The 20,241-nt window shown below is 64.7% G+C and carries 18 protein-coding genes; 2 read left to right on the top strand and 16 right to left on the bottom strand.

Features of this window, described 5'->3' with window-relative positions:
• Positions 1–16 precede the first annotated feature (16 nt).
• The gene (locus EBI04_RS08710; protein ID WP_135257125.1) at positions 17–1,705 is read right to left on the bottom strand and encodes a M3 family oligoendopeptidase; all 1,689 of its coding nucleotides are present in this window, start codon (positions 1,703–1,705) and stop codon (positions 17–19) included.
• 49 nt (positions 1,706–1,754) lie between these two features.
• On the opposite strand from EBI04_RS08710, the gene EBI04_RS08705 reads away from it, so the two are divergent.
• Positions 1,755–2,156 (top strand): acyl-CoA thioesterase, encoded by a 402-nt coding sequence (locus tag EBI04_RS08705; protein ID WP_135257124.1) that lies wholly within the window; start codon positions 1,755–1,757, stop codon positions 2,154–2,156.
• Here EBI04_RS08705 and EBI04_RS08700 read toward each other — a convergent pair.
• The 10 genes from EBI04_RS08700 to murI form a co-directional block, all read right to left on the bottom strand.
• Positions 2,153–4,393, bottom strand: a complete 2,241-nt coding sequence (locus EBI04_RS08700) for an endonuclease MutS2 (protein ID WP_135257123.1) — start codon at positions 4,391–4,393, stop codon at positions 2,153–2,155. The genes EBI04_RS08705 and EBI04_RS08700 overlap by 4 nt on opposite strands.
• 25 nt (positions 4,394–4,418) lie before the next feature.
• Positions 4,419–4,811: a hypothetical protein gene (locus tag EBI04_RS13530; protein WP_240695269.1), complete on the bottom strand. Its 393-nt coding sequence runs from the start codon at positions 4,809–4,811 to the stop codon at positions 4,419–4,421.
• Between the two features lie 10 nt (positions 4,812–4,821).
• Entirely contained in the window at positions 4,822–6,540 is a 1,719-nt protein-coding gene (locus tag EBI04_RS08690; RefSeq protein WP_167481927.1) for a glycoside hydrolase family 13 protein, read from the bottom strand.
• 4 nt (positions 6,541–6,544) lie between these two features.
• A complete protein-coding gene (locus tag EBI04_RS08685; RefSeq protein WP_135257122.1) occupies positions 6,545–7,864 on the bottom strand; it encodes a sugar ABC transporter permease in 1,320 nt (439 codons plus the stop codon).
• On the bottom strand, positions 7,865–9,193 hold the full coding sequence (locus EBI04_RS08680; protein ID WP_135257121.1) for an ABC transporter permease subunit: 1,329 nt from the start codon (positions 9,191–9,193) through the stop codon (positions 7,865–7,867).
• Positions 9,194–9,314: 121 nt separating this feature from the next.
• A complete protein-coding gene (locus EBI04_RS08675) occupies positions 9,315–10,511 on the bottom strand; it encodes a sugar ABC transporter substrate-binding protein (RefSeq protein WP_135257120.1) in 1,197 nt (398 codons plus the stop codon).
• 96 nt (positions 10,512–10,607) lie between these two features.
• Positions 10,608–11,639 (bottom strand): RMD1 family protein, encoded by a 1,032-nt coding sequence (locus EBI04_RS08670; protein ID WP_135257119.1) that lies wholly within the window; start codon positions 11,637–11,639, stop codon positions 10,608–10,610.
• Positions 11,640–11,652: 13 nt separating this feature from the next.
• Positions 11,653–12,264 carry an XTP/dITP diphosphatase gene (locus tag EBI04_RS08665; RefSeq protein ID WP_167481926.1) on the bottom strand — a complete coding sequence of 204 codons (612 nt, stop codon included), beginning with the start codon at positions 12,262–12,264 and terminating at the stop codon, positions 11,653–11,655.
• A gap of 5 nt (positions 12,265–12,269) precedes the next feature.
• The gene (locus EBI04_RS08660) at positions 12,270–12,914 is read right to left on the bottom strand and encodes an LOG family protein (protein ID WP_135257117.1); all 645 of its coding nucleotides are present in this window, start codon (positions 12,912–12,914) and stop codon (positions 12,270–12,272) included.
• Positions 12,914–13,687 carry a glutamate racemase gene (gene murI / locus EBI04_RS08655; protein ID WP_135257116.1) on the bottom strand — a complete coding sequence of 258 codons (774 nt, stop codon included), beginning with the start codon at positions 13,685–13,687 and terminating at the stop codon, positions 12,914–12,916. Before murI ends, EBI04_RS08660 begins: the two co-directional genes overlap by 1 nt.
• 83 nt (positions 13,688–13,770) lie before the next feature.
• Between murI and metK the strand changes: the two genes are divergently transcribed.
• Positions 13,771–14,949, top strand: coding sequence for a methionine adenosyltransferase (gene metK / locus EBI04_RS08650; RefSeq protein WP_167481979.1), 1,179 nt, complete (start codon positions 13,771–13,773; stop codon positions 14,947–14,949).
• Positions 14,950–15,002: 53 nt separating this feature from the next.
• On the opposite strand, the gene EBI04_RS08645 is transcribed toward metK, so the two are convergent.
• From EBI04_RS08645 to EBI04_RS08625, 5 genes are read right to left on the bottom strand one after another with little or no spacing between them, the layout of a single operon-like run.
• Positions 15,003–16,079 (bottom strand): GGDEF domain-containing protein, encoded by a 1,077-nt coding sequence (locus EBI04_RS08645; RefSeq protein ID WP_135257114.1) that lies wholly within the window; start codon positions 16,077–16,079, stop codon positions 15,003–15,005.
• Positions 16,080–16,125: 46 nt separating this feature from the next.
• A complete protein-coding gene (gene speA / locus EBI04_RS08640; RefSeq protein WP_135257113.1) occupies positions 16,126–18,018 on the bottom strand; it encodes a biosynthetic arginine decarboxylase in 1,893 nt (630 codons plus the stop codon).
• Positions 18,015–18,584, bottom strand: a complete 570-nt coding sequence (locus EBI04_RS08635) for a DUF72 domain-containing protein (RefSeq protein ID WP_135257112.1) — start codon at positions 18,582–18,584, stop codon at positions 18,015–18,017. The genes speA and EBI04_RS08635 overlap by 4 nt, the downstream gene beginning before the upstream one ends.
• Positions 18,565–19,281 (bottom strand): alpha/beta hydrolase, encoded by a 717-nt coding sequence (locus EBI04_RS08630; RefSeq protein ID WP_135257111.1) that lies wholly within the window; start codon positions 19,279–19,281, stop codon positions 18,565–18,567. The genes EBI04_RS08635 and EBI04_RS08630 overlap by 20 nt, the downstream gene beginning before the upstream one ends.
• A 10-nt stretch (positions 19,282–19,291) precedes the next feature.
• Entirely contained in the window at positions 19,292–20,224 is a 933-nt protein-coding gene (locus tag EBI04_RS08625; protein WP_135257110.1) for a ribose-phosphate diphosphokinase, read from the bottom strand.
• Positions 20,225–20,241: the final 17 nt, after the last annotated feature.

The following is a 20,241-nucleotide window of genomic DNA, read 5'->3' as shown; positions in this document are numbered from 1 at the left end:
GAGGGCACCCGGTGGACTAGGCAAGCCTCCTCTCCAGCTCCTCCACCTTCTCGGCCAGAACCGCAAACCCCTTTCGCCAGAAGGCGGGGCTTTCCAGGTCAAAGCCGTAGCGGGCCGCCAGCTCCTTGGCCCGGTACATGCCCGAGGTGGCCAGAAGCTCCTCGTAGCGCCCGGCGAAACCCGGGTCCTCCTTGGCCTCCTGGTACACGGCCAAGCCGAAGAGGAGGCCGAAGGTGTAGGGGTAGTTGTAGAAGTCGGAGCCGTAGTAATGCCCCTTCACCGCCCACATGTAGGGGTGGTGGGTGGCGAGGACCTCCCCGTAGGCCTCCTTCTGGGCCTTCAGCATGAGCTCCTTGAACTCCCTGGGGGAAAGCTCCCGGGCCTTCCTTCCCTCAAAGACCCAGGACTCAAAGAGGAAGCGGCTATAGATGTCCACCACCACCTGGGCCGCTCCTTGCAGGTAGGCGTCCAGGATCAGAAGCCCTTCTTCCGGGGAAACTTCCTTAAGGGCCGCCTCCACCACCAGGGTTTCGTTCATGATGCTGGCGGTCTCTGCCAGGGTCATGGGCACCTCCCGCAGGCTGGCGGGCACTCGGGCCAGGGCGAAGTTGTGGTAGGCGTGGCCCAGCTCGTGAGCCAGGGTGGACACCGACTCAAAGCTTTCCTCGTAGTTGGCCAGGATGAGGCTTTTGCCCCCGCCCCTTCCCATGCAGTAAGCCCCGCCGATCTTGCCCTTGCGGGGCAGGAGATCCATCCAGCGTTCTTGGAATGCGGTTTCCGCCACTTTAGCGGCGTTCGGGACCAGGGTGGCGAGCTTTTCCCGGATGAAGTCCCGGGCCTCCTCCAGGCTCCAGCGGCGGCCCTTTCCGATGGGGGCAAAGAGGTCCCACCAGTCCAGCCTTTCCTTGCCCAAAGCCTTGGCCTTCAGGAGGTAGTAGCGGCGGAAGAGGGGAAGGCTTTCCCGCACCGCTTCCAGGAGCGCCATGAGGGCCTTCCGGGTGATGCGGTTTCGGTGCAGGCTGGGCTCGAGGTCGTCCCGGTAGCCCCGCCTGCGGTTCAGGACCGAGGCTTCCCCCTTGACCCCGTTTAGGGCGTAAGCGATGGGCACCTCATGGCGCTCCCAGGCCAGGAGCTCCGCCTGGTAGGCCTTCTTGCGCACCTCCTCCTCGGGGCGGAAGTAGAGGTTCCGCACCTGGGTGATGGGCAACTCCTCCCCGTCCACCACCGCGGTGATCTGGCTGGTGAGGTTCTCGTGGAGCTTGGACCAGGCCTGGCGTCCGGAAAGGGATAGCTCCGCCGCCAGGACTTCTTCCCCCTCGGGCATCATGTGCAGGGCTTCCTCCCGGGCCTCCTCCACCAGGATGCGGTAAGGCCCTGCCTCCTCCGGGTCCTGCAGGGCCAGGTAGCGGGTGAGGCGGGGCTTGAGGCGCTGGAAGTCCAAAAAGAGCACCTCCAGCTCGGAGAGCTTGGCCAAAGCGGCCTCGTCGGTGGTGTCGGCGCTGAAGCGGGCGTAGAGGTAGGCCCAAAGGGGGGTGGATTCCTCCAAAAGGGCGTCCAGGGAGGCCAGGACCTCCTTTAGAGGGGCTTGTTGGTCCACCTGCTCCTTGAGCTGGTCAATCCGCTTCCTCACGCCTTCCCAGGCCGCCTGGAACTCGGGGCTTTCCAGGCCGGGGAAAAGGGGGGTCAGATCCCACGTGGTTTCCATGGCCCCACTATACCTGACCCGCGGGTCAGCCCTGGTATACTCTGGCCCCGTGGAGGGTTTTCCCGTATCCGTACCCGTACAGGTGCGCTTCCGCGACCTGGATGCCCTGGGGCATGTGAACAACGCGGTGTACCTCACCTACTTTGAGGTGGCCCGCGCCGCCTACTTCCAGAGATTGGAAAGGGACTGGGTGGAGAAGGGGCACTTCATTCTGGCCCGGGCGGAGGTGGACTTCCTGAAGCCCATCCTCCTCGAGGATCCCGTGGAGGTGGGGGTGCGGGTGGTGCGCATCGGGCGGAGCAGCTTTGACATGGAGTACCTCCTCCTGGCCAGGGGGGAGGAGGCCGCCCGGGGCAAGACGGTCCAGGTTTGGCTGGAAGGAGGCAAGCCCGCGCCTTTGCCCCCGGTCATCCGAGAGCGCATAGAGGCCCTGGAGGGCCGCTCCTTCTAGCCCTTCAGCACCACCACCGTGACCCCGTGCCCCCCCTCGTGGGGAGGAGCGTCGGCGAAGGTTTCCACCCGTTTGTCCCGCCTTAGGGCCTCGCGGATGGCCTGCCTTAGGGCCCCGGTACCCTTGCCGTGGAGGAGGCGCAGGGTGGTGAGGCCCAAGGCGCAGGCCTCCTCCAGGGCGGAGTCCACCTCCAGGAGGGCTTCCTCCACGGTAAGCCCCCTGAGGTCCACCTCCTTCACCTCCCTTCGCGGCTTTAGGCCGATGGCCTTGGGGGTTTCCTGGGCCTTAAGGGGGGTGAGCTCCTTGGCCTTCACCGTCATCTTCACCGGCCCCACCTGGACCAGGGCTTCCTCTCCCCTTAGCTCCAGAAGCCTTCCCTGACGCTTCAGGGAGGGGATCTCCACCATCTGTCCCGCCTCGAGGCCCCTAGGCCCCTCCAAGGCAGCCTTGGGCGTGGCCCTGGCATACCTTTCCCTCAGGGCCAAAAGCTCCCGCAGGGCGTCCTTTTTCCCCTGGGTTTTGGCCTTTTCCTTGAGGGCTTTGAGCTCGGCCTCCGCCTTTAGGAGCTTCTGGCGGATCTCCTCCTCCAGGGCCTTGAGCCTTTCCGAACGCTCCTCCGCAAAACGGGCTTCCCGCTCCTCCAGCCGCTTCCTCAAGGTCTCCACCTGGGCCAGCTGGGAAAGGAGCTGGCTTCTTTCCTCCTCCAGGCGTAACCTTTCCGCCTCCAGCTCCTCCAGGAGGGCTTCCAGCCTTCCCCCTTGGGGCAGAAGGCTTTCCGCCCGCTTCAGCACCGCCTCGGGCAGGGAAAGCCTCCTGGCGATGGCCAGGGCGTAGCTCCGCCCGGGCACCCCCAGGACCAGCTGGTAGGTGGGGCGCAAGCCTTCCAGGTCAAAGCGCATGGAGGCGTTTTCTATGCCCTCCTGTCCCTGGGCGAAGGCCTTCAGGGGGGAGAGGTGGGTGATGACCAGGCCCTTGACCCCCTTCGTCAGGAGGGCCTCGAGGATGGCTTGGGAAAGGGCGGCTCCCTCCTCGGGGTCGGTGCCACTGCCCAGCTCGTCGATGAGGACCAGGCTTTGGGCCGTGGCGCTTTCCAGCATCTCTTTGAGCCTTCTTAAGTGCCCGGCGAAGGTGGAAAGGTTTTCCTGAAGGGATTGCTCGTCGCCGATGTCGGCGAAGACCCGGTCGGGCCAGGCCAGGGTGGCCTTCTTGGCCGCCACGAAAAGCCCCGACTGGGCCATGAGCACCGCCAGGCCCAGGGTTTTCAACAGGGCCGTCTTTCCCCCCATGTTGGGGCCGGAGATGAGGATGAGGCGCCTTTCCCCGTCCAGGGCCAGGGAGTTGGGAACGGGATTGGGGATGAGGGGGTGGAAGGCTTGGAAAAGCTCGTAAGCTTCCCCAAAGCGGGGCCGGGTGAGGCGGAGATCCCGGGCCAGGGCTGCCTGGGCCTGGACGAGGTCCAGGAGGCCTAGGGCCTTAAGGGTGCCGGGCAGTTCCTCATCGGCCGCCAGGGCTTCGGAAAGCTCCCGTAGGATACGGTTTACCTCCTCCTCCTCCTGAAGGCGCAGGGCTTGGAGGCGGTTGTTCAGCTTCACCACGGAGAGGGGCTCGATGAAAAGGGTGGCCCCGGATTCGGACTCATCCAGGAGAAGGCCGGGGATCCTTTGGGCCATCCCCGCGCGCACGGGGATGCAGTAGCGCTCGCGGCGCAGGGTGACGAACCGGTCCTGGATCGCCTCGGGGTGGCGGTCCATGAGGGCGTAGAGTTTGTCCAGGATCTGCTGGCGCAGGGGCTTGAGTTCCCGGCGGATGGCGAAAAGCTTGGGGCTTGCCTCATCCCGCACGGCTCCTTCCTCGTCCAGGGCTTTCCTGACCTTGGTGAGAAAGGCCCCGTGGTCCCCGATGCCCGCTGCCACCTGGCTCAGGAGGTTTTGTAGGGGAAGAAGCTCCTCCTTGAGGGCTAGGGCCTCCTCCAGGGCCTGGGCTCCTTTCAGGAGCTCGAGGCCCGAAAGCCTGGCCCCGCCTTGGGCCTTTTGGTAGGCCTCCTCGAGGGTTCCCGCCTCGGGAAGGGTATAGGGATAGGCTAAGGCCTCCTGGGTCAGCTGGTGACGCCTTTCCGCCTCCTCCTGGGAGAGGGGGGCAAGGGCCAAGGCCAGCCTTCGCCCCAGGGGGGTCTTGGCCCTTTCCGCAAGGAGGGCGCGGACCTTGGGGAACTCCAGGACCTCGAGGACATCCCGCACAAAAGCCCAGTATAGCTCTTGGGCTCTAACGCTTCAGCAGGCGGAGCAGGACGGCAAGGGCAAGCTGTCCTCCAGGGCCTAAAGCCTTCCTCAAGAGCAACCCTACCCGTCCGAGCCGCCCCCAGGGCAGGAGGGAGAGCAAGGTGGTCAGAGAGGCAAGGATGGCCTGTTTTTGTTCCTGGGGCAGGCTATGCCAACGGGCATAGGCTTCTTGCACCAACGCGATGACCCGCTTATGGAAGCCAGGGTCCTTGGGGTTTCCCCCCTTCAGGGCTTCCATCTGGGCCAATAGCCCTTCTGAGGAGACCCTTCCCTCAGCCTGGGCTTGAAGGGGGGGTGCATCCGGGATGCCTTCCCCTGGCTTGGCGTCGGTGCTCCCAACCCGCCTCACCCTTCTCTTGAAACTTTTGAGCCGCATCTGGCTTGCATTATACGGGTTGGAATAACAGGAAGGAGGTTTCGGTTTCCACCTCCCCCGCCACCTCCTTCTCAGCAACGAGGTCTATTCCGGGGGGAAGGGTGAGCCTTGCTCCTTCCGGGGCGAAGAAGGCCCAGACCTCCTGGCCTCGGTACCGCCTTTTGAAGGCCAACACCCCTTGGCCGGCGTCTAAGGGAAGAAGCCCTCCCAGGCGCAGGGCAGGGTGGGTGCGCTTGAGCTTCACCAGCCTGCGGATAAGGGTCAGCACCTCGCGGTTCCATGCGCTTTCGTTCCAGGGGAAGGGGGCCCGGCAGTAGGGATCCCCTTGCCACTTTGCGTAGGGGTTGGGTTGGGAAAGGCCCACCTCGTCCCCGTAGTAGATGGCGGGGCTTCCCGGGAAGGCGAAGAGGAGGGCATAGGCCAGCTTGAACCGTTCCACATCCCCCTTAAGCCGCCAAAGGGCGCGGGGGATGTCGTGGGAGGAGAGGAGGGTGTACATGCTGTGCCGAAGTTGAACGGGCAGGGCCTGGTGGTGGTCCCAGAGCACCTGCCAAGCCTCCTGGGCGTTCAGGTGGACAGGCCTTCCGTGCACATCCCTTCCCGAAAGCCACTCCATCACGGGGTAGGCGAAGCCCGCATAGTGCATGGCCCCATCCAGGGTATGGGCCCTTAGGGTGGGGGTGGCGTCGTAGGAGAGTTCCCCGATCACCAAAGCGTCGGGCCTTTCTTCCTTGGCCGCCCGGGCCAGGGCGCGAAGCCAGCGGGCGTTCTTGCGGTTGGTCCCCCCTTCCCCGATGGAGTGGGCCACATCCAGCCGGAAGCCGTGGGCCAGGCGCATCCAGTAGCGGATGGGAGCCTTTTTGCCGTGGACGAAGCGCTCCTGGGTGAGGGGGGAGGCATAGTCCAGCTTGGGCATGGACTTTACCCCCCAGAAGGCGGCATAGGAGCCATCGGGGTAGAAGGTGAACATGCTCCGTTCCGGGCTTTCCGGGTCCTTCAGGGCCTTTTGAAACCAAGGGTGGGTGGCCCCCACATGGTTGAAGACGCCATCCAGCACCAGGCGCATACCCCTCTTTTCCAAAGCCTGGAAGAGGGCTTCCAGGGCCTCCTCTCCTCCCAGGTGGGGGTCCACCCGCAGGTAGTCTTCCGTGTCGTAGCGGTGGCTACTTGGGCTTTGGAAGATGGGCGTAAGGTAAAGGGTTTCCACCCCCAAGGCCTCCAGGTGGGGAAGGGCTTCCAGGATGCCCAAGAGGTCTCCTCCGTAGAACTCCCACGATCCCTCCGGGCCCGGGGGTTCGTTCCAGGCCTTCTTGCGGATGGGCCTGCCCATGAGAAGCCATTCCCCATCCTTGGGGGCAAGCTCCTTTCGCCCCTGGCGGAAGCGGTCGGGGAAGATCTGGTAATAGACGGTGCCCAGGGCCCACCAGGGGGGAAGGGATCCCGCCAGGAGGTGAAAAAAATGGTCGTAGCGGGGAAGGGTTTTTTCCAGGCCGTGGCTGCCCAAGAAGCCCTCGGGCAGGAGGAAGCAGTAGCGAAAGGGGCTTGCGTGCACGGAAACCCGCACCCTTAGGCCCCCCGTGGCCCGTTCCATGGGTTTTTTGTGGATCTCCCCGTCCTTTTCGTACAGGAGGAGCCCTTCCTTGGCCTCGGTTTCCAGGTAGAGGGTCACCTCTTCTCCCAGCTCGGGCAGGGGGGGATGGATGTGCTCGAGGTCGTGGTAATGGGCCATGGGGCTACTCCTTCACCGCCCCTGCGGTGTACCCGGAAACGAAGTACTGCTGGAAGCCGTAGAAGAGGAAGAGGATGGGCAAGGAACCGAGGACGCTGGCCGCGGCGAAGATCCCCCACTTGGTCTGGAACTGGCCGGTGGTGAAGCTCCGAAGCCCCACGCCCACGTTCCAGCTTTCCACCCCCGTGAGGACCAGGTTGGCCAGAACGAACTCCGAGTAGGTGCCCACGAACTGGAGGAGGAAGATGAAGACGAACATGGGGGCGGAAAGGGGGAGGAGGATCTTGGTGAAGACCTGCCACTTGGTGGCCCCGTCCACCATGGCTGCCTCCTCGAGGCTCGGGCTGATGCTTTCCAGGTACCCCTTGTACACCCAGGTGCCGAAGCTGATGATTCCCCCGGAGTAGGCCAGCACCAGCCCGGTGAAGGTGTTCAGGAGATCCAGCCGGGAAAGGAGGTAGTAGATGGCCACCAAGGCCAGAAATCCGGGGAACATCTGCACGAAGATGAAGAAGAGGAGCACGGGGTAGCGGCCGGGCAGGTGGCGAAAGCGGGCGAAGGCGTAGCCCGCGGTGGCGGTGAGCAACACGGCGAGGAGTCCCGTAAGCCCGGAGATGAGGAAGGTGTTGCGCACCCAAAGCAGGAACTTGGCCTCGGTGCCCTGCCCGGTGAACTGCTTGGGGGAAAGGGTGAGGGCCAAAGCGAAGACCGCCAGGGCCAAGAGGAGGAGGAGCCTTCCCTGCCAGAGGTCCATCCAGTCCTCCGGGGTTAGAAGCCGCCTCAGGAGGCCGATGAGGGCCACGCCCAGGAGGGCGAGCCCCCCGAGGAGGAGAAGGCCCACCTGGTAGGGGTAAAGCACCACCCCCTCCACCAGCTTGGCGTAGTTTTCCAAGGAGGGCTCGGGCACGTAGGGGATGACCTTGGCGTCCAAAAGGAGAAACCCCGTGTCCGGCCTGCGGAAGCTGAAGAGGTTGTTGGTGGGGTCAAAGCTTGCGGCCACCACCTGCACCACGGGGTAGTAGACCAACAGGATCAGGATCCAGAGGAAGAGGTGGGTCACCCCCTGCCAGAAAAGGGGCCAGGGGCTTCGCTTGCGCCCCTGGATGCGGTTGGCCAGCACGGTGTAGGCCAGGCTGTAGAGGAGGACGAGAAGAACCAGGCCCAAAAGGATGCCCAGGGCATAGGCCCAGCCATAGGGCACGAAGACGCTGCCGAAGGCCACCTGCTTGCGGTAGGAGCCCGCGTCAAAGAGCCGGTTTAGGGCAAACCAATAGACCCCGTAAAGGGCGAGGCCCACGAGGAGGAAGGCCAGAAGTCGCCGCACCTACCTCACCTCCCTTAGGGCCCCGGTGATGCGGAAGTTCACCAGGCTGATGGCCACGGTGATGGCAAAGATGAGGAGGCTGATGGCCGCCCCCAGGCCGTAGGCGGATTGCCCCTCGGCGCTGAAGGCGGTCTTGTAAGCCCAGGAGATGAGGATGTCCGTGGCCTGGGCCGTGGCCAAGCGGCCTTCCTGGGCCGGGCCTCCGCCGGTAAGGAGGTAGATGATGTAGAAGTTGTTGAAGTTGAAGGCGAAGGAGGAGAGGAGGATGGGCACCATGGGCTTTTCCAGAAGGGGCAGGGTGATGCCCCATAGGGCCTGCCAGGGAGTGGCCCCATCCACCTTGGCGGCCTCGTAGAGCTCGTCGGGGATGGTGGAAAGAGCCCCCAAGGTGGCGGTCATCATGTAGGGGAAGCCAAGCCAGAGGTTCACCAGGAGGATGGCCACCTTGGCCCAATCGGGGTCGTTGAGCCAGGGGATGGGGTAGATGCCCAAGACCCCTAGGAGGCGGTTGATGGCCCCGAAGTTGTAGTTAAGGAGGGCCACGAAAACCTGTACCGTGATCACCCCCGGCAAGGCCCAGGAGACGATGAGTACCGTGCGGTAGAAGTTTCTTAGCTTTAAGGCTTTGTTGTTGAGGACAAGGCCCAATATAAGGCCCAAGAGGGCGTTCAGGAGCACGGTGCTTAAGGCGAAGACCACGTTCCAGGCGAAGACGGGGAAAAGGGCCTTGCTGGCCTGGGAGAGGATGAAGCTGAAGTTTCTAAGGCCCACGAAGCGGAAGGCATTCACCTTGGCCACAAAGGCGGCCTGAAAGGGCGGGGTGCGGTCTAGGACCAAGGTGTTTCCCTCAGCCTCGAGGATCCTGGCCCGGGCGCGGTGGCCCTCCGCATAGACCTCCACCGGTTCTCCCTGGCAGAGATTGCAGCGGAACGCTTCCTGGACGGGCTCCTCCAGGAGAAGGCGAGCACCTTCTTGCCGCACCACCCGGGTTTCCGTGGAGCGGTCGGGGAAGCCGCTTCGGGCCCCCGAGTAGTCGGTGAAGGCCAGGTAAACCGTGAGGGCGATGGGGTAGAGGGTGAAGACCAAAAGAAAGGAAAGAGCGGGGAGGAAATAGTACCAGTCGGTGAGCCAAGGAAAGAGGTGTCCCACCAGGATGGCCCCCGGCACCAGCACCAGAAGGGCCAGGACCAGGATGGTCCAGCCTGGAGGGGCCAGGTAGGCCTCGAGGGCCAGATACCCCAGGATGCCCACCCCTGTGGACAGGATCAGGAGGCCCAAAAGCAAGGATAGGGCCAGGAGAAAACCCTTAAGGCCAGGAGGGTGTTTCATGGCTTAAAGATACGCCCCCCACGGGGGGAGGAGGTCCCATGGGGGGCCTGCATGGGTGTGCATTTCCGCTACGGGGTGTGTTCCAGGGTCCCCACCCGGGCAAAGCCCGGGTGGGATGGTATTACCTGCCGATGCCCTTCCTGATCTCGGCCACCATGTCCTCCACGATCTTCTTCACGTTGGAGTCGGGCCGCTGGATGGCCAGGTTGATGGCGTTGGCCCAGGGACCCCATACCTTGCCCATCTCGGGGATGTTGGGCATGGGGGTGCCCAGGGCGAAGACCTTGGAAAAGCCCGCCACCACGGGATCCTTCTCCAGGGTCTTGGCGGCGCTCTTGGACACGGGGATGCGGCCACCCGCTTGGTTAAAGGAAACCAGGTTCTTGCCGGTGACCAGGGTCTTGGCGAAGTTGACCGCGGCGGTCTTGTTCTTGGAGTAGGCGTTCACCACCACCCCCTGCACCCCCAGGAAGGGACCCCAGGGGTTCTTGGCCCCGGGCGGGGTGGGGAAGGGGGCGATGCCGAAGTCGATCTTGGCCTTCTTGTAGTCGCCCAGGGCCCAGGGGCCGTTGATGATCATGGCCAAAGCCCCGTCCTTGAAGGCTCCGTCCGCCACGCCGTAGTCCACCCCTTCGGGCACCAGGTTGTAGCGGAAGCGGAGATCCTTGATGAACCCTAAAGCCTTTTCCCCCACTTCCCCGCCTATCAGGAGCTTGGAGGGGTCCAGGTTGCCCTTGGCGTCCTTGGCGAAGACGTTGTCCGCTCCATAGGCCCGGAAGAAGCCGAAGTTGAAGTAGGGGTCGCCGATGTTGTACAGGAAGCCGAAGGTGGAACCGGTGGTGAGCTTCTGGGCCAGGGACAGGAACTCCTCCCAGGTCTTGGGGGGCTCCTTCACGTACTTCTTGTTGTAGATGAGGGCCACGCTCTCGGCGAAGGCGGGAAGGCCCATGAGCTTACCCCCGAAGGTGAAGGCCTCCACCGCCACGCTTTGCAGATCGGATAGATAGTTTGGCGTCACGTACTTGCCCATGGGCTCCAGCACCCCTGCCTGGGCCATCTCCCCCAGCCAGTCGTGGGGGATGGAGACCACCAGGTCCGCCGCTTGCCCCTGGGGTGCCCCCAGGATGAACTTCTGCTTGATGTCCCCAAAGGGAACCTCCACCACCTCCACCTTGGTGCCGGAGGTCTTCTCGTAGGCCTGGGCTTGGGCCTTGAGCCACTCCAGCTCGGGACCGCCAAAGTGGGTCCACACCGTGATCTTCCCCTGGGCAAGGGCCAGGGAAAGCCCGAGGGCCAGTACCGCCAGTGCTCGTTTCATATCCCACCTCCGGGCGCGTGGTAGCGTTTCCGCTTAGCTTTTTTCCGCGCCCTGCAGGCTGAGTATACTCCTGCCTTCCCGGGACGCAAGTCCCCCCTAATAGAGGGCCCGCACCACCTCAAAGGCGATGAGGGCCAGGATCCCCACCTCCACCGCCTGGCTTCTTAAGTGCACCACCTCCTCGGTGACCATCTCGTAGGTGGCCTCGAGGACCCTGAGCTTTTCCTCCAGGCTCCGCTCCAGCTCGTGGGCCCCATAGAGCTCCAAGGCGGCCCGGTAGATCTTGGCGTAGAAGAGATCCTCGGTGATGCGCAAGGCTCCCTCCATCCGGGCCCGCACGTCGGCGATCTCCGCATGCCGGGCCATGAGGTGTCGCCTCAAGCGCTGGAGCTTCCCGTACCCCCAAAGGCCCCGGTGCCGGAGCACCTGGGGCACGGCCTCCAGCTCCTGGGTGAGGACCCCGTCATAGTAGGAAAGCTCCAGAAGCTGGGCGTGCACGAACTCCACCAGGTCGGCCACGTCCCAGATGCCCTCGGAGTCCAGGATGAGGACCCGGTCAAAGCCCAAAAGGGCCAGGTCCTCGGTGGAGTAGCTGTAGCGGTAGCGCTCCATCTCCCGCCTGACCTCGGGGGCGAACTCCTCCTTGGCCCCCATCCAGAGGGGGGTGAGGTCTACAGGGGGGGTATGGGCCTTTTCCCCTTCTATCCCCAGGGCGTGGTAGACGGTGAACTCCTCGGAGAGGCGCTTTTCCTCAGGGTGGAGGAGGGCTCCTTGCAGATAGGGCTCGAGGGCCGCCAGCTCCGCCAGGAAAAACCCTTCCCAGAAGGGGAGCTCGGGAAGGGCCAGGGCCCTTTCCAAAAAGGCTTCCCAGGGCACCTTCTCCCCCAGGTGCACCCGGAAGGAAAGGGAGGCAACCCCAAACTCGTAGAGCCGGGCGGTGAGGAGGCCGGAGATCCCCTCCACGCTCCTCACCCCAAGCTCCACCTGCGCCGGGGGGTTTTCGAAGCGCACCGCCCCCAGCCGGGGCCGGGAGAGGCGAAGCCTGGGGGTGGCCAGGCGGGAGAGGTCAATCTCGTCCGCCAGGTCGTAAAGGCGGTAAAGGGCGATGTGGGGCGAAAGGAGGTTCATGGGAAGGCCGGGCTCATTCCAGTTGGGAGATCTCCCGGGGAGGGGGACCCTGCTCGTAGGCTTTGAGGAGGGCCTTTATGGCCTGGCCCCGGTGGGAGTAGTGGGCCTTTTCTTCCAGGGTCATCTCCGCGAAGGTCTTGCCCGCCTCGGGCACGTAGAAGAGGGGGTCGTACCCGAAGCCCCCTTCCCCCCGGGGAGCCTCGAGGATGTACCCCTCCACCTGTCCCTCGTAGGTTTCCACATGCCCGTCGGGGTAGGCCAGGACCAAGACCGCCACGAAGCGGGCCTTGCGCTCCTCCCCCTTGAGGTGGCGCATCCTCTCCAGAAGGTAGACGTTCCGCTCCCGGTCGGTTTCCCTTCCCCCATAGCGGGCGGAGTAGACCCCGGGCTCCCCCCCTAGGGCCGGCACCTCGAGGCCCGAGTCATCCGCCAGGGCGGGAAGGCCCGTGGCCTTGGCCACGTAGGCGGCCTTGAGGAGAGCGTTTTCCAGGAAGGTGGAACCCTCCTCCTTGGGCATGCGCAGGGGAAAGTCGGCCAGGGAAAGAAGGGTCCAGCCCAGAGGAGCCAGGCCCTCCCTAAGCTCCCGCACCTTCCCGGGATTGCTGGTGGCCAAGACCAGGCGCATCCCTTCTAGGATACTCCCTTAAGGGCCTGGACCACTTCCTCCGGGGAATCCAGTGGGGTAAGGAGGGCCAGGTCTTTGGCATCGATGGCCCCTTGTTCTTTCAGGGATTCCATCCAGCTCAGAAGCCCTTGCCAGTATCCCCGGTCCAAGGCGAAGACGGGGAAAGGGTGGACCTTCTCCGTTTGGATGAGGACCAGGACCTCGGAGAGCTCGTCCAGGGTGCCGAACCCGCCGGGCAGGAAGACGAAGGCGTGGGCGTAGCGCACGAAAAGCACCTTGCGCACGAAGAAATAGCGCAGGGTGAGGGTATGGGTCTGATAGGGATTGGGCTTCTGCTCGTGGGGAAGCTCGATGTTCAGGCCCACGCTCACCCCACCTGCCTCAAAGGCTCCTCGGTTCACGGCCTCCATGACCCCGCCCCCGCCGCCCGTCACCACCCCGAAGCCTGCTTCCGCTAATGCCCTTCCCAGCCGGTAGCCCAGGGCGTAGGCGGGGTGGCCCTCTCCGAAGCGGGCCGAGCCGAAAACGGAAACCAGGGGGACCTCTATTTCCGAAAGGGTTTCGAACCCTTCCACGAACTCCGCCAGGATGCGGAAAAGCCGCCAGGCATCCTCGTGGTGAAGCTGGTCGATCAGGGGCTTCTTGGCCATCAAAGCTCCTCCAGGCTGACCTGTTTTAGCTCCTCCACCCTTACCCCCAGGTGCTCCGCCAGGTTTCGGTAGCTTTCCGGGTCCCCCGTGACGAAGTGCACCACCCGGCTTTGGCCCTCGGGGTTTAAAAGCCCCTCTTCCTTGAGGGCTTTGGCCACCGCTTCCGCCGTGGCCTCGGCGGAATCGATGAGCCTCACTCCGGGTAGAACCTTGGCCAGGGTGCCCTTCAGGAAGGGGTAGTGGGTGCAGCCCAGGATCAGGGCCTCGAGGTCCTGGGGGGCCTCCTCGAGGTAGTGCCGGGCCACCAAGAGGGCCACGGGGTCATCCCAAAGCCCTTCCTCCACCAAGGGCACGAAGAGGGGACAGGCCCTGGCCCAGGAAACCTCCACGTAGCGCTCGTAGGCCCGGCTTTCCACCGTGGCCTGGGTGCCAATGAGGCCCACCTTGCCGTACCCTTGGGCGGCCTTGGCCACGGGTTCCAGCACCCCGAAGACGGGCACCGAAAGATCCTCGGCCAGATCGGGAAGGGCCGCGGAGCTTGCGGTGTTGCAGGCCACCACCAGGGCCTTGACCCCTTGCCGGAGCAAAAAACCGGCGATTTCCCAGGCAAAGCGCCGCACCATGGAAAGGGGCTTGCTGCCGTAGGGTACCCGGGCGGTGTCGCCGAAATAGAGGAAATCCTCCTGGGGCAGGGCCCGGCGCAAAGCGGAAAGCACCGTAAGCCCCCCTACCCCCGAGTCAAAGACGCCGATGGGCTGCCTAGGGTCCTTCACGAGCCGCCATCATACCCTGGACGGAAAAGGGGGGGTGCTATACTATCAGGGTTGCCCCGGTGGGGGCAAGGGAGGTGCGCAAGTTGAGGCTGGTCACGTCCGAGTCGGTCACGGAAGGGCACCCGGATAAGCTGGCGGACCGGATCTCCGACGCCATCCTGGACGCCCTGATCGCCCAGGATAAGAAGGCCCGGGTGGCGGCGGAAACCCTAGTCACCACCGGGCTGGTGTTCGTGGCGGGAGAGATCTCCACCGAGGGGTATGTGGATATCCCTGGCCTGGTTCGCAAGACGGTGAGGGAGGTGGGCTACACCCGGGCCAAGTACGGCTTTGACGCCGACACCTGTGCGGTCCTCACCGCCATCGACGAGCAGTCCCCGGACATCGCGGGCGGGGTCAACCTCTCCTACGAGTGGCGGGTGCTCAAGTCCACGGATCCTCTGGACCGCACGGGCGCGGGGGATCAGGGCCTCATGTTCGGTTACGCCACCGACGAAACCCCGGAGCTCATGCCGCTTCCCATCACCCTGGCCCACCGCCTCACCATGCGCCTGGCGGAGGTGCGCAAGACCGGGCTTCTTCCCTACCTGCGCCCCGACGGCAAGGCCCAGGTCACCGTGGTCTACGAGGGGGACCGGCCCCTTTACGTGAAAACGGTGGTGGTCTCCGCCCAGCATTCCCCGGAGGTGGAGCAGGACCAGCTTCGCGAGGACCTGATCCGCGAGGTGGTGCGCCAAGCTGTTCCTCCCGAGTACCTGAGGGAAGGGGAAACGGAGTACCTCATCAATCCCTCGGGCCGCTTCATCCTGGGGGGGCCCCATGCGGACACCGGGCTCACCGGGCGCAAGATCATCGTGGACACCTACGGAGGGGTGGTGCCCCACGGAGGCGGGGCCTTTAGCGGTAAGGACCCCACCAAGGTGGACCGTTCCGCCAGCTACTACGCCCGCTACATGGCCAAGAACCTGGTGGCGGCAGGCCTGGCCCGGCGGGCCCTGGTGGAGCTGGCCTACGCCATTGGCAAGGCTAGGCCCGTTTCCTTGCGGGTGGAAACCTTCGGCACCGGGGTCTTGCCCGATGAAAAGCTCACGGAGATCGTGAAGCGGGTCTTTGACCCCAGACCCCTGGCCATCATTGAGGAGCTGGACCTCCTCCGTCCCATCTACACCCCCACCAGCGCCTACGGCCACTTCGGCCGCGCAGGCTTCCCCTGGGAGGAAACCGACCGGGTGGAGGCCTTAAGGCGGGAAGCAAGCCTCTAATCACCCCAACCCGGTTTTGGCCAGGTTGGGGGTCCCGCTAGGGAGGGGTGGGTTTAACCCACCTCCACCCGGTTTTTCCCCCGGCGCTTGGCCTGGTAAAGGGCGTCGTCGGCCCGCTTGAGGAGGGAAAGAGGGGAATCTTCGGGGCGGGCCTCGGCCACGCCGATGCTGACGGAAATCCCCTCCGCCGGGAAGACCCGCAAGGCGGCCACCGCTTGCCGGAGCCGGCTTGCCATCCGCACCGCCTGGGCCAAGGGGGTTTCCGCAAGGAGGATGGCGAACTCCTCCCCCCCAAGGCGCACCGCCCGGTCGCTTTGCCGGATGTGCTCCTCCAGGCAGCGGGCCAGGGCCCTAAGCACCCGGTCCCCCACCGGGTGGCCGTGGGTGTCGTTGATCCGCTTGAAGTTGTCCAGGTCCAGCACCAAAAGGGAGAGGGGCCGTCGGTAGCGCCGGGCGCGGAAGAGCTCCCTTTCCAAGATTAAATCCAGGTAACGCCGATTTCTAAGCCCGGTGAGGGGGTCGGTGTAGGCGTCTAGCCGGGCCTCGAGGTAGCCCTCCCTGACCCGGACCAGCACGTAGAGAAGGCTCACATAGGCCAGGTTGGCCCCGAAGAACTGGGCCAGGGCGTTGAGGTGCTCCGCACGGAAGTGGCCGCGCAAGGCCCCCAGGAGGGAGAGGAGAAAGAGGGTGAACAGGTAAAGCAGGGCCAGGCGCACCGCCCTTTGGGTTTGGAAGAAGAGAAAACCGCTGAAGTACACGAAGGGAACCCAGTGGGCGGCGGGGGATAGGCCCAGGGGGTTGGGGGCGAAGAGGAGCTGGAAGGCCAGGGTGAGGAGGAGGTACAGGGCCACCAGGCCGTGGGCCCCCGGGAGGACCCAGGAGGCCGTCTGGGGGGCGCGCCAGAGGGCCAGGGCCATGCCTGAGAAGGCCAGGGCCAGGAAGGGCAGGAGGACCCGGTCCACAGGGTCCAGCCCCACCCGGCTCGAGGCCCAGAGGGCCACCAGGGCCAGCAGGGCCCCGAGGGGCAGGAGCCATAGGGCTATCCTGCGCCTTAAGGGATGCAGGGGATCCAGAAGCTCGAGGGTGGGGTGCAAATTGCCTCCAGTATAAACGCCGGCTGGCCGGACCATGCCTCCAGGATGACCCCACCCCCCTTAACGGACCCTTAACGGGCCTTCAGTCCTCCAGATAGGTGTAGCCCTGGAGCTCCCGCATGTACCGCTCCAGGAAGGCGCCCTTTTCCACGGGGGAGAGGCGGCTTTGCCGCACCAGGCGCTCCACCCCCAGGAAGAGCTCCCGGGCGGTAAAGCCCATCTTCTCGATGACCTTCTCGGCGGTTTCCCCGGGAACGAAACGCTCTATGGCAAACCCGTCCTCGTCCACCACCACGTGGGCCTCCCCCACCTGGCCGAAGAGGTTGTGGTTGCTGCCCAACACGTCCTGGTAGGCTCCCACCAGGAAGACCCCCAGGTAGTAATATTCCCCCGGGCGGATGGGGTGGACGGGCAGGCTCTGGCGTACGTCGTGCAGGTCGATGAAGCGGTCTATCTTGCCGTCGGAGTCGCAGGAGATGTCCACCAGGGTGGCCTGGCGGGTGGGGGGCTCGTTAAGGCGGCTTAGGGGGACGATGGGAAAGAGCTGGTGGATGGCCCAGGCGTCGGGAAGGCTTTGAAAGATGGAGAAGTTGCAGACCAGCTTGTCGGCCAGGAGCTTTTCCAGATCCTCAAACTCATCGGGAGCGTAGGGTAGCTCCCGCACGATGGCATAGACCCGCCGGGCGATGTGGTAAAAGATCTCCTCCGCCAGGGCGCGGTCCCGCAGAGACACGAGCCCTAGGTCGTAAAGGGTCTGCAGGGTTTCCTTGTCGGCGAAGGCGTCGTGGTAGACCTCGCGGAAGTTCTTAGAGGAGAGGTTTTCCAGGCTCTCCCAAAGCTCCTTGACCAGGGGATGGGCCTCCGCAGGCGGAGGGGAAGGCCGGGTCTCCCCTGGGGGGGTGATCACGTCGATGACCTCGAGGACCAGGACCTCATGGTAAGCGGTCACCGCCCGGCCCGACTCCGTGACCAGGGTGGGGTGGGGCTCCCCCTGGGCCTCCACCACCTCCTTGGTCACGTAGACCAGGTCCTCGGCGTACTCGGGAAGGGTGTAGTTGGCGGAGGCGTAGAAGTTGGTCTTGGAGCCGTCGTAGTCCACGGCCAGCCCCCCGCCCAGGTTCAGGTACTGGAGGGGAGCCCCCAGCTTCCTGAGCTGCACATAGGTCTGGGCGGCCTCCCGCACCGCCGCCTTGATCTTACGGATGTCCGTCACCTGGCTGCCGATGTGGGCGTGGACCATGACCAGGGTGTCCAGGAGGTCCTCTTCCTTCAGAATCTCCACCGCCCGGATGATCTCCGGGGTGGTGAGGCCGAACTTGGCGTTTTCCCCGCCGGAGGCTTCCCACTGCCCGGCCCCTTTGGCCTTCAGCTTGTAGCGGATGCCCAGCTTGGGCCGCACGCCCAGCTCCTTGGAGATGCGGATCACCCGGGGGAGCTCGGCGAACTTCTCCAGGGTGATGACCACGTTCCGGGAAAGCTTCCTTCCCATTAGGGCCAGGCGGATGAAATCGTCGTCCTTGAAGCCGTTGGTGGTGATGAGGGATTCCGGGGAGAGGTCCTGGGCCAGGATCAGGGCGAGTTCCGCCTTGCTTCCCGCCTCGAGGCCATAGTGGTAGGGTCTCCCCGCCTTGGCCACGGTTTCCAGCACCAGCCGGCGCTGGTTCACCTTCACGGGGTAGACCCCGCGGTAGCCCCCGTGGTAGCCGTACTTTTCCATGGCCCTGCGAAAGGCTTCGTTCAACTCCTGCACCCGGGCCTCGAGGATCTGGGGGAAGCGGAGCACCAGGGGCAGGGGCCGCCCCTCGTCCCTAAGGGCTTCCACGATCTCCAGAAGGGAAGCGGCAGGCCCTTCTGGACCCAGGGGGGTTACCTCCAACTCCCCGTCCCGCCCTACCCGGAAGAACCCCGCCCCCCAGTAGGGCACCAGGTAGATCTCCTCAGCTTCCTTGGGGGAAAAGCGCCTGGCGGTTTTCAATCCCGTTCAACCTCCGCCCTTGAGTGTAGGGCGGAAGGGGCGGCTTGGGAAGAGGTGGGGCTCCGGTAAAGGTACCCCTCGCCTTCCCTGGGGATTTCCTCCGGGTCCACCAGGTAGAGGAAAGGGCCTCCCGTTTGGTTTACCAGGGCATAGCCCCGTTCTTTGAGAAGGGAATGCAAGGCCTCCTCGGCCTGAAAGGCAAGGGGTACCGGCCCCAACTCTTTCAAGACCTCCTCCAAAAGGTCCAGCCAGCGGGCCAGTTGGGTGGGGTCCACACTCGGAGGAACCGCAATCCGCACCGCCCCCCTTTTCTCCCCAAAGAGCCCAAACCGCCTTAAGAAGCGCCTTAAGGTACGCCTCTCCCCCCCTGAGGGCTGGAAGGAGAAGTGCTTGTGGCCAAAGACGCTGAAGCGGAATCCCACCGGGGCCAGGGTCTTCAAGCGGCTTATGGTCCTCCTGTCCCCCGCCCGGTGCCACCAAGAGAGCTCCACCGTGGGGAAGGCCTTGGCATAGGCCTTGAAGCCCCCAGGGTAGCCCCTATACCCCTTAAGGCCTTCCAGGATCAAGCCAGGCCTCCAAGAAGGCCAGCCCCATCCGGGCCATCAGGGGGGTGATGGTGTGCCCGGCTCCCTCCTCCACAAACCAGGCTAAGCGGCCTTCGGGGTAGTGGGGCCTCAAGGCCTCCACGGTTTTCTCCATGCGGGAAAGGGGCACGATCAGGTCCTTGGTGCCGTGGAGGTGGAGGAGGGGCACACCTCCATAGGCTTCCCCCCTCTGGGCGGGAGGGGTTTCGTAAAGGGCCAGGACTCGAGGGTCCCGTACCTCCTGACCCTGGGGGAGCTTCATGGGAAAGCCGCTTCCAATGAAGGCCAGGGCCCCTTCCGCCCGGAACCCCTGGGAAAGAAGCAGGTGCACCACAAAGGCCCCCAGGCTCCCTCCTGCCAGGAAAAGGGGTAGGCCAAAGCGTTCCCTGGCCTCCTGGGCCACTTCCCTGGCTTCCTCGGTAAAGGCCAGGGCTATCTGGTACACCTCCTCCACATACCTGGGGCTTTTGGAGGAGGGGGGTGGGCCTTCCCGTTTCCCGTGCCGGGGGGCGTCGAAGGCCAGGAGGAGGAAGCCCCTTTCCGCATACCCCGGGAGGAGGGAAAGGATGTGTTCCCTGGAGCCCTGCAACCCGTGGAGGGCCAGGAGGAGGGCCCTCGGGCGCTCGGGGATGTGGGCCAGCACGCTTTGCCCCGCCAGGGTGAAGGCTTCTTTCCGCATCTCGCTCCCTTCAGGTGAACAGGCTGGATACCGACTCTCCCCGGTGGATGCGCCAGATGGCCTCGGCAAAGATGGGAGCCACGGGGAGGGTCTTGAGCTTGGGACCCTCCTTGGGAGGGCAGGTGTCGGTGGCGGCCACCTCCCTCACCGGACTCTTGGCGATGCGCTCTAGGGCCGGGCCCACATAGACCCCGTGGGTGGCGGCGGCGTAGACTTCCTTGGCCCCAGCTTGCAGGAGGGCTTCCACTGCCTCCACCAGGCTTCCGGCGGTGGAGATCTCGTCGTCCACGATCAGGGCGGTTTTCCCCTTCACCTCCCCCACCAGCATCCTGACCCGCACCTCGGTGTCGGATACCCGTTCCTTGTCGATGAAGGCCAGGGGAAGGCGGAGGCGCCGGGCCAGGGAGCTGGCCCTCTTAAGATCGCCGGCATCCGGGGCCACCACCACAGCATTTTCCAGGTCCACCCGGGTGGCGAAGTGGTTGGCGATCACGGGCTCAGCGGAAAGGTGGTCCACGGGCACCTTGAAGAAGCCGTGGACCTGGGGGGAATGGAGGGTCATGGTGAGGACCCGGTCGGCCCCGGCGGTCTGGAGGAGGTCGGCGATGAGCCGGGCGGCGATGGAGATGCGGGGGGCGTCCTTCTTGTCGCTCCGGGCGTAGGAGAAGTAGGGGATGACCGCCGTGACCCGAGCGGCGCTGGCCCCCTTGGCGGCGTCCACCATCATGAGGAGCTCCATGAGGTGGTCCTGCACCGGAGGGGTCAGGGACTGGACGATAAAGACATCCCCTTCCCTCAGGCTTTCCTCGAAGCGCACGAAGAGGTTATCGTTGGCGAAGCGCTGGGTGGTGCTTTTGCCCAAGGGCAGGCCTAGGGCCTCGGCGATGGCTTGGGCCAGGGGTTTGTTGGACTGGCCGGAGAAGATCAGGAGGGGGCGGTCCATGCCGTTCCCCAAGATAC

It is taken from the genome of Thermus caldilimi, assembly GCF_004684245.1.
Classification (GTDB): domain Bacteria; phylum Deinococcota; class Deinococci; order Deinococcales; family Thermaceae; genus Thermus; species Thermus caldilimi.
Note: the sequence above shows the minus strand (reverse complement) of the source record. Positions and strands in the feature narration are given on the sequence as shown.

Bases quoted from the DNA above. Each gene is read 5' to 3' on its own strand.
- EBI04_RS08645 (WP_135257114.1), bottom strand. From the start codon at position 16,079: ATGGTCCGGCCAGCCGGCGTTTATACTGGAGGCAATTTGCACCCCACC.
- EBI04_RS08675 (WP_135257120.1), bottom strand. From the start codon at position 10,511: ATGAAACGAGCACTGGCGGTACTGGCCCTCGGGCTTTCCCTGGCCCTT.
- EBI04_RS08670 (WP_135257119.1), bottom strand. From the start codon at position 11,639: ATGAACCTCCTTTCGCCCCACATCGCCCTTTACCGCCTTTACGACCTG.
- EBI04_RS08680 (WP_135257121.1), bottom strand. From the start codon at position 9,193: ATGAAACACCCTCCTGGCCTTAAGGGTTTTCTCCTGGCCCTATCCTTG.
- EBI04_RS08690 (WP_167481927.1), bottom strand. From the start codon at position 6,540: ATGGCCCATTACCACGACCTCGAGCACATCCATCCCCCCCTGCCCGAG.
- EBI04_RS08710 (WP_135257125.1), bottom strand. From the start codon at position 1,705: ATGGAAACCACGTGGGATCTGACCCCCCTTTTCCCCGGCCTGGAAAGC.
- EBI04_RS08660 (WP_135257117.1), bottom strand. From the start codon at position 12,914: ATGGCCAAGAAGCCCCTGATCGACCAGCTTCACCACGAGGATGCCTGG.
- EBI04_RS08625 (WP_135257110.1), bottom strand. From the start codon at position 20,224: ATGGACCGCCCCCTCCTGATCTTCTCCGGCCAGTCCAACAAACCCCTG.
- EBI04_RS08630 (WP_135257111.1), bottom strand. From the start codon at position 19,281: ATGCGGAAAGAAGCCTTCACCCTGGCGGGGCAAAGCGTGCTGGCCCAC.
- EBI04_RS13530 (WP_240695269.1), bottom strand. From the start codon at position 4,811: ATGCGGCTCAAAAGTTTCAAGAGAAGGGTGAGGCGGGTTGGGAGCACC.
- EBI04_RS08665 (WP_167481926.1), bottom strand. From the start codon at position 12,264: ATGCGCCTGGTCTTGGCCACCAGCAATCCCGGGAAGGTGCGGGAGCTT.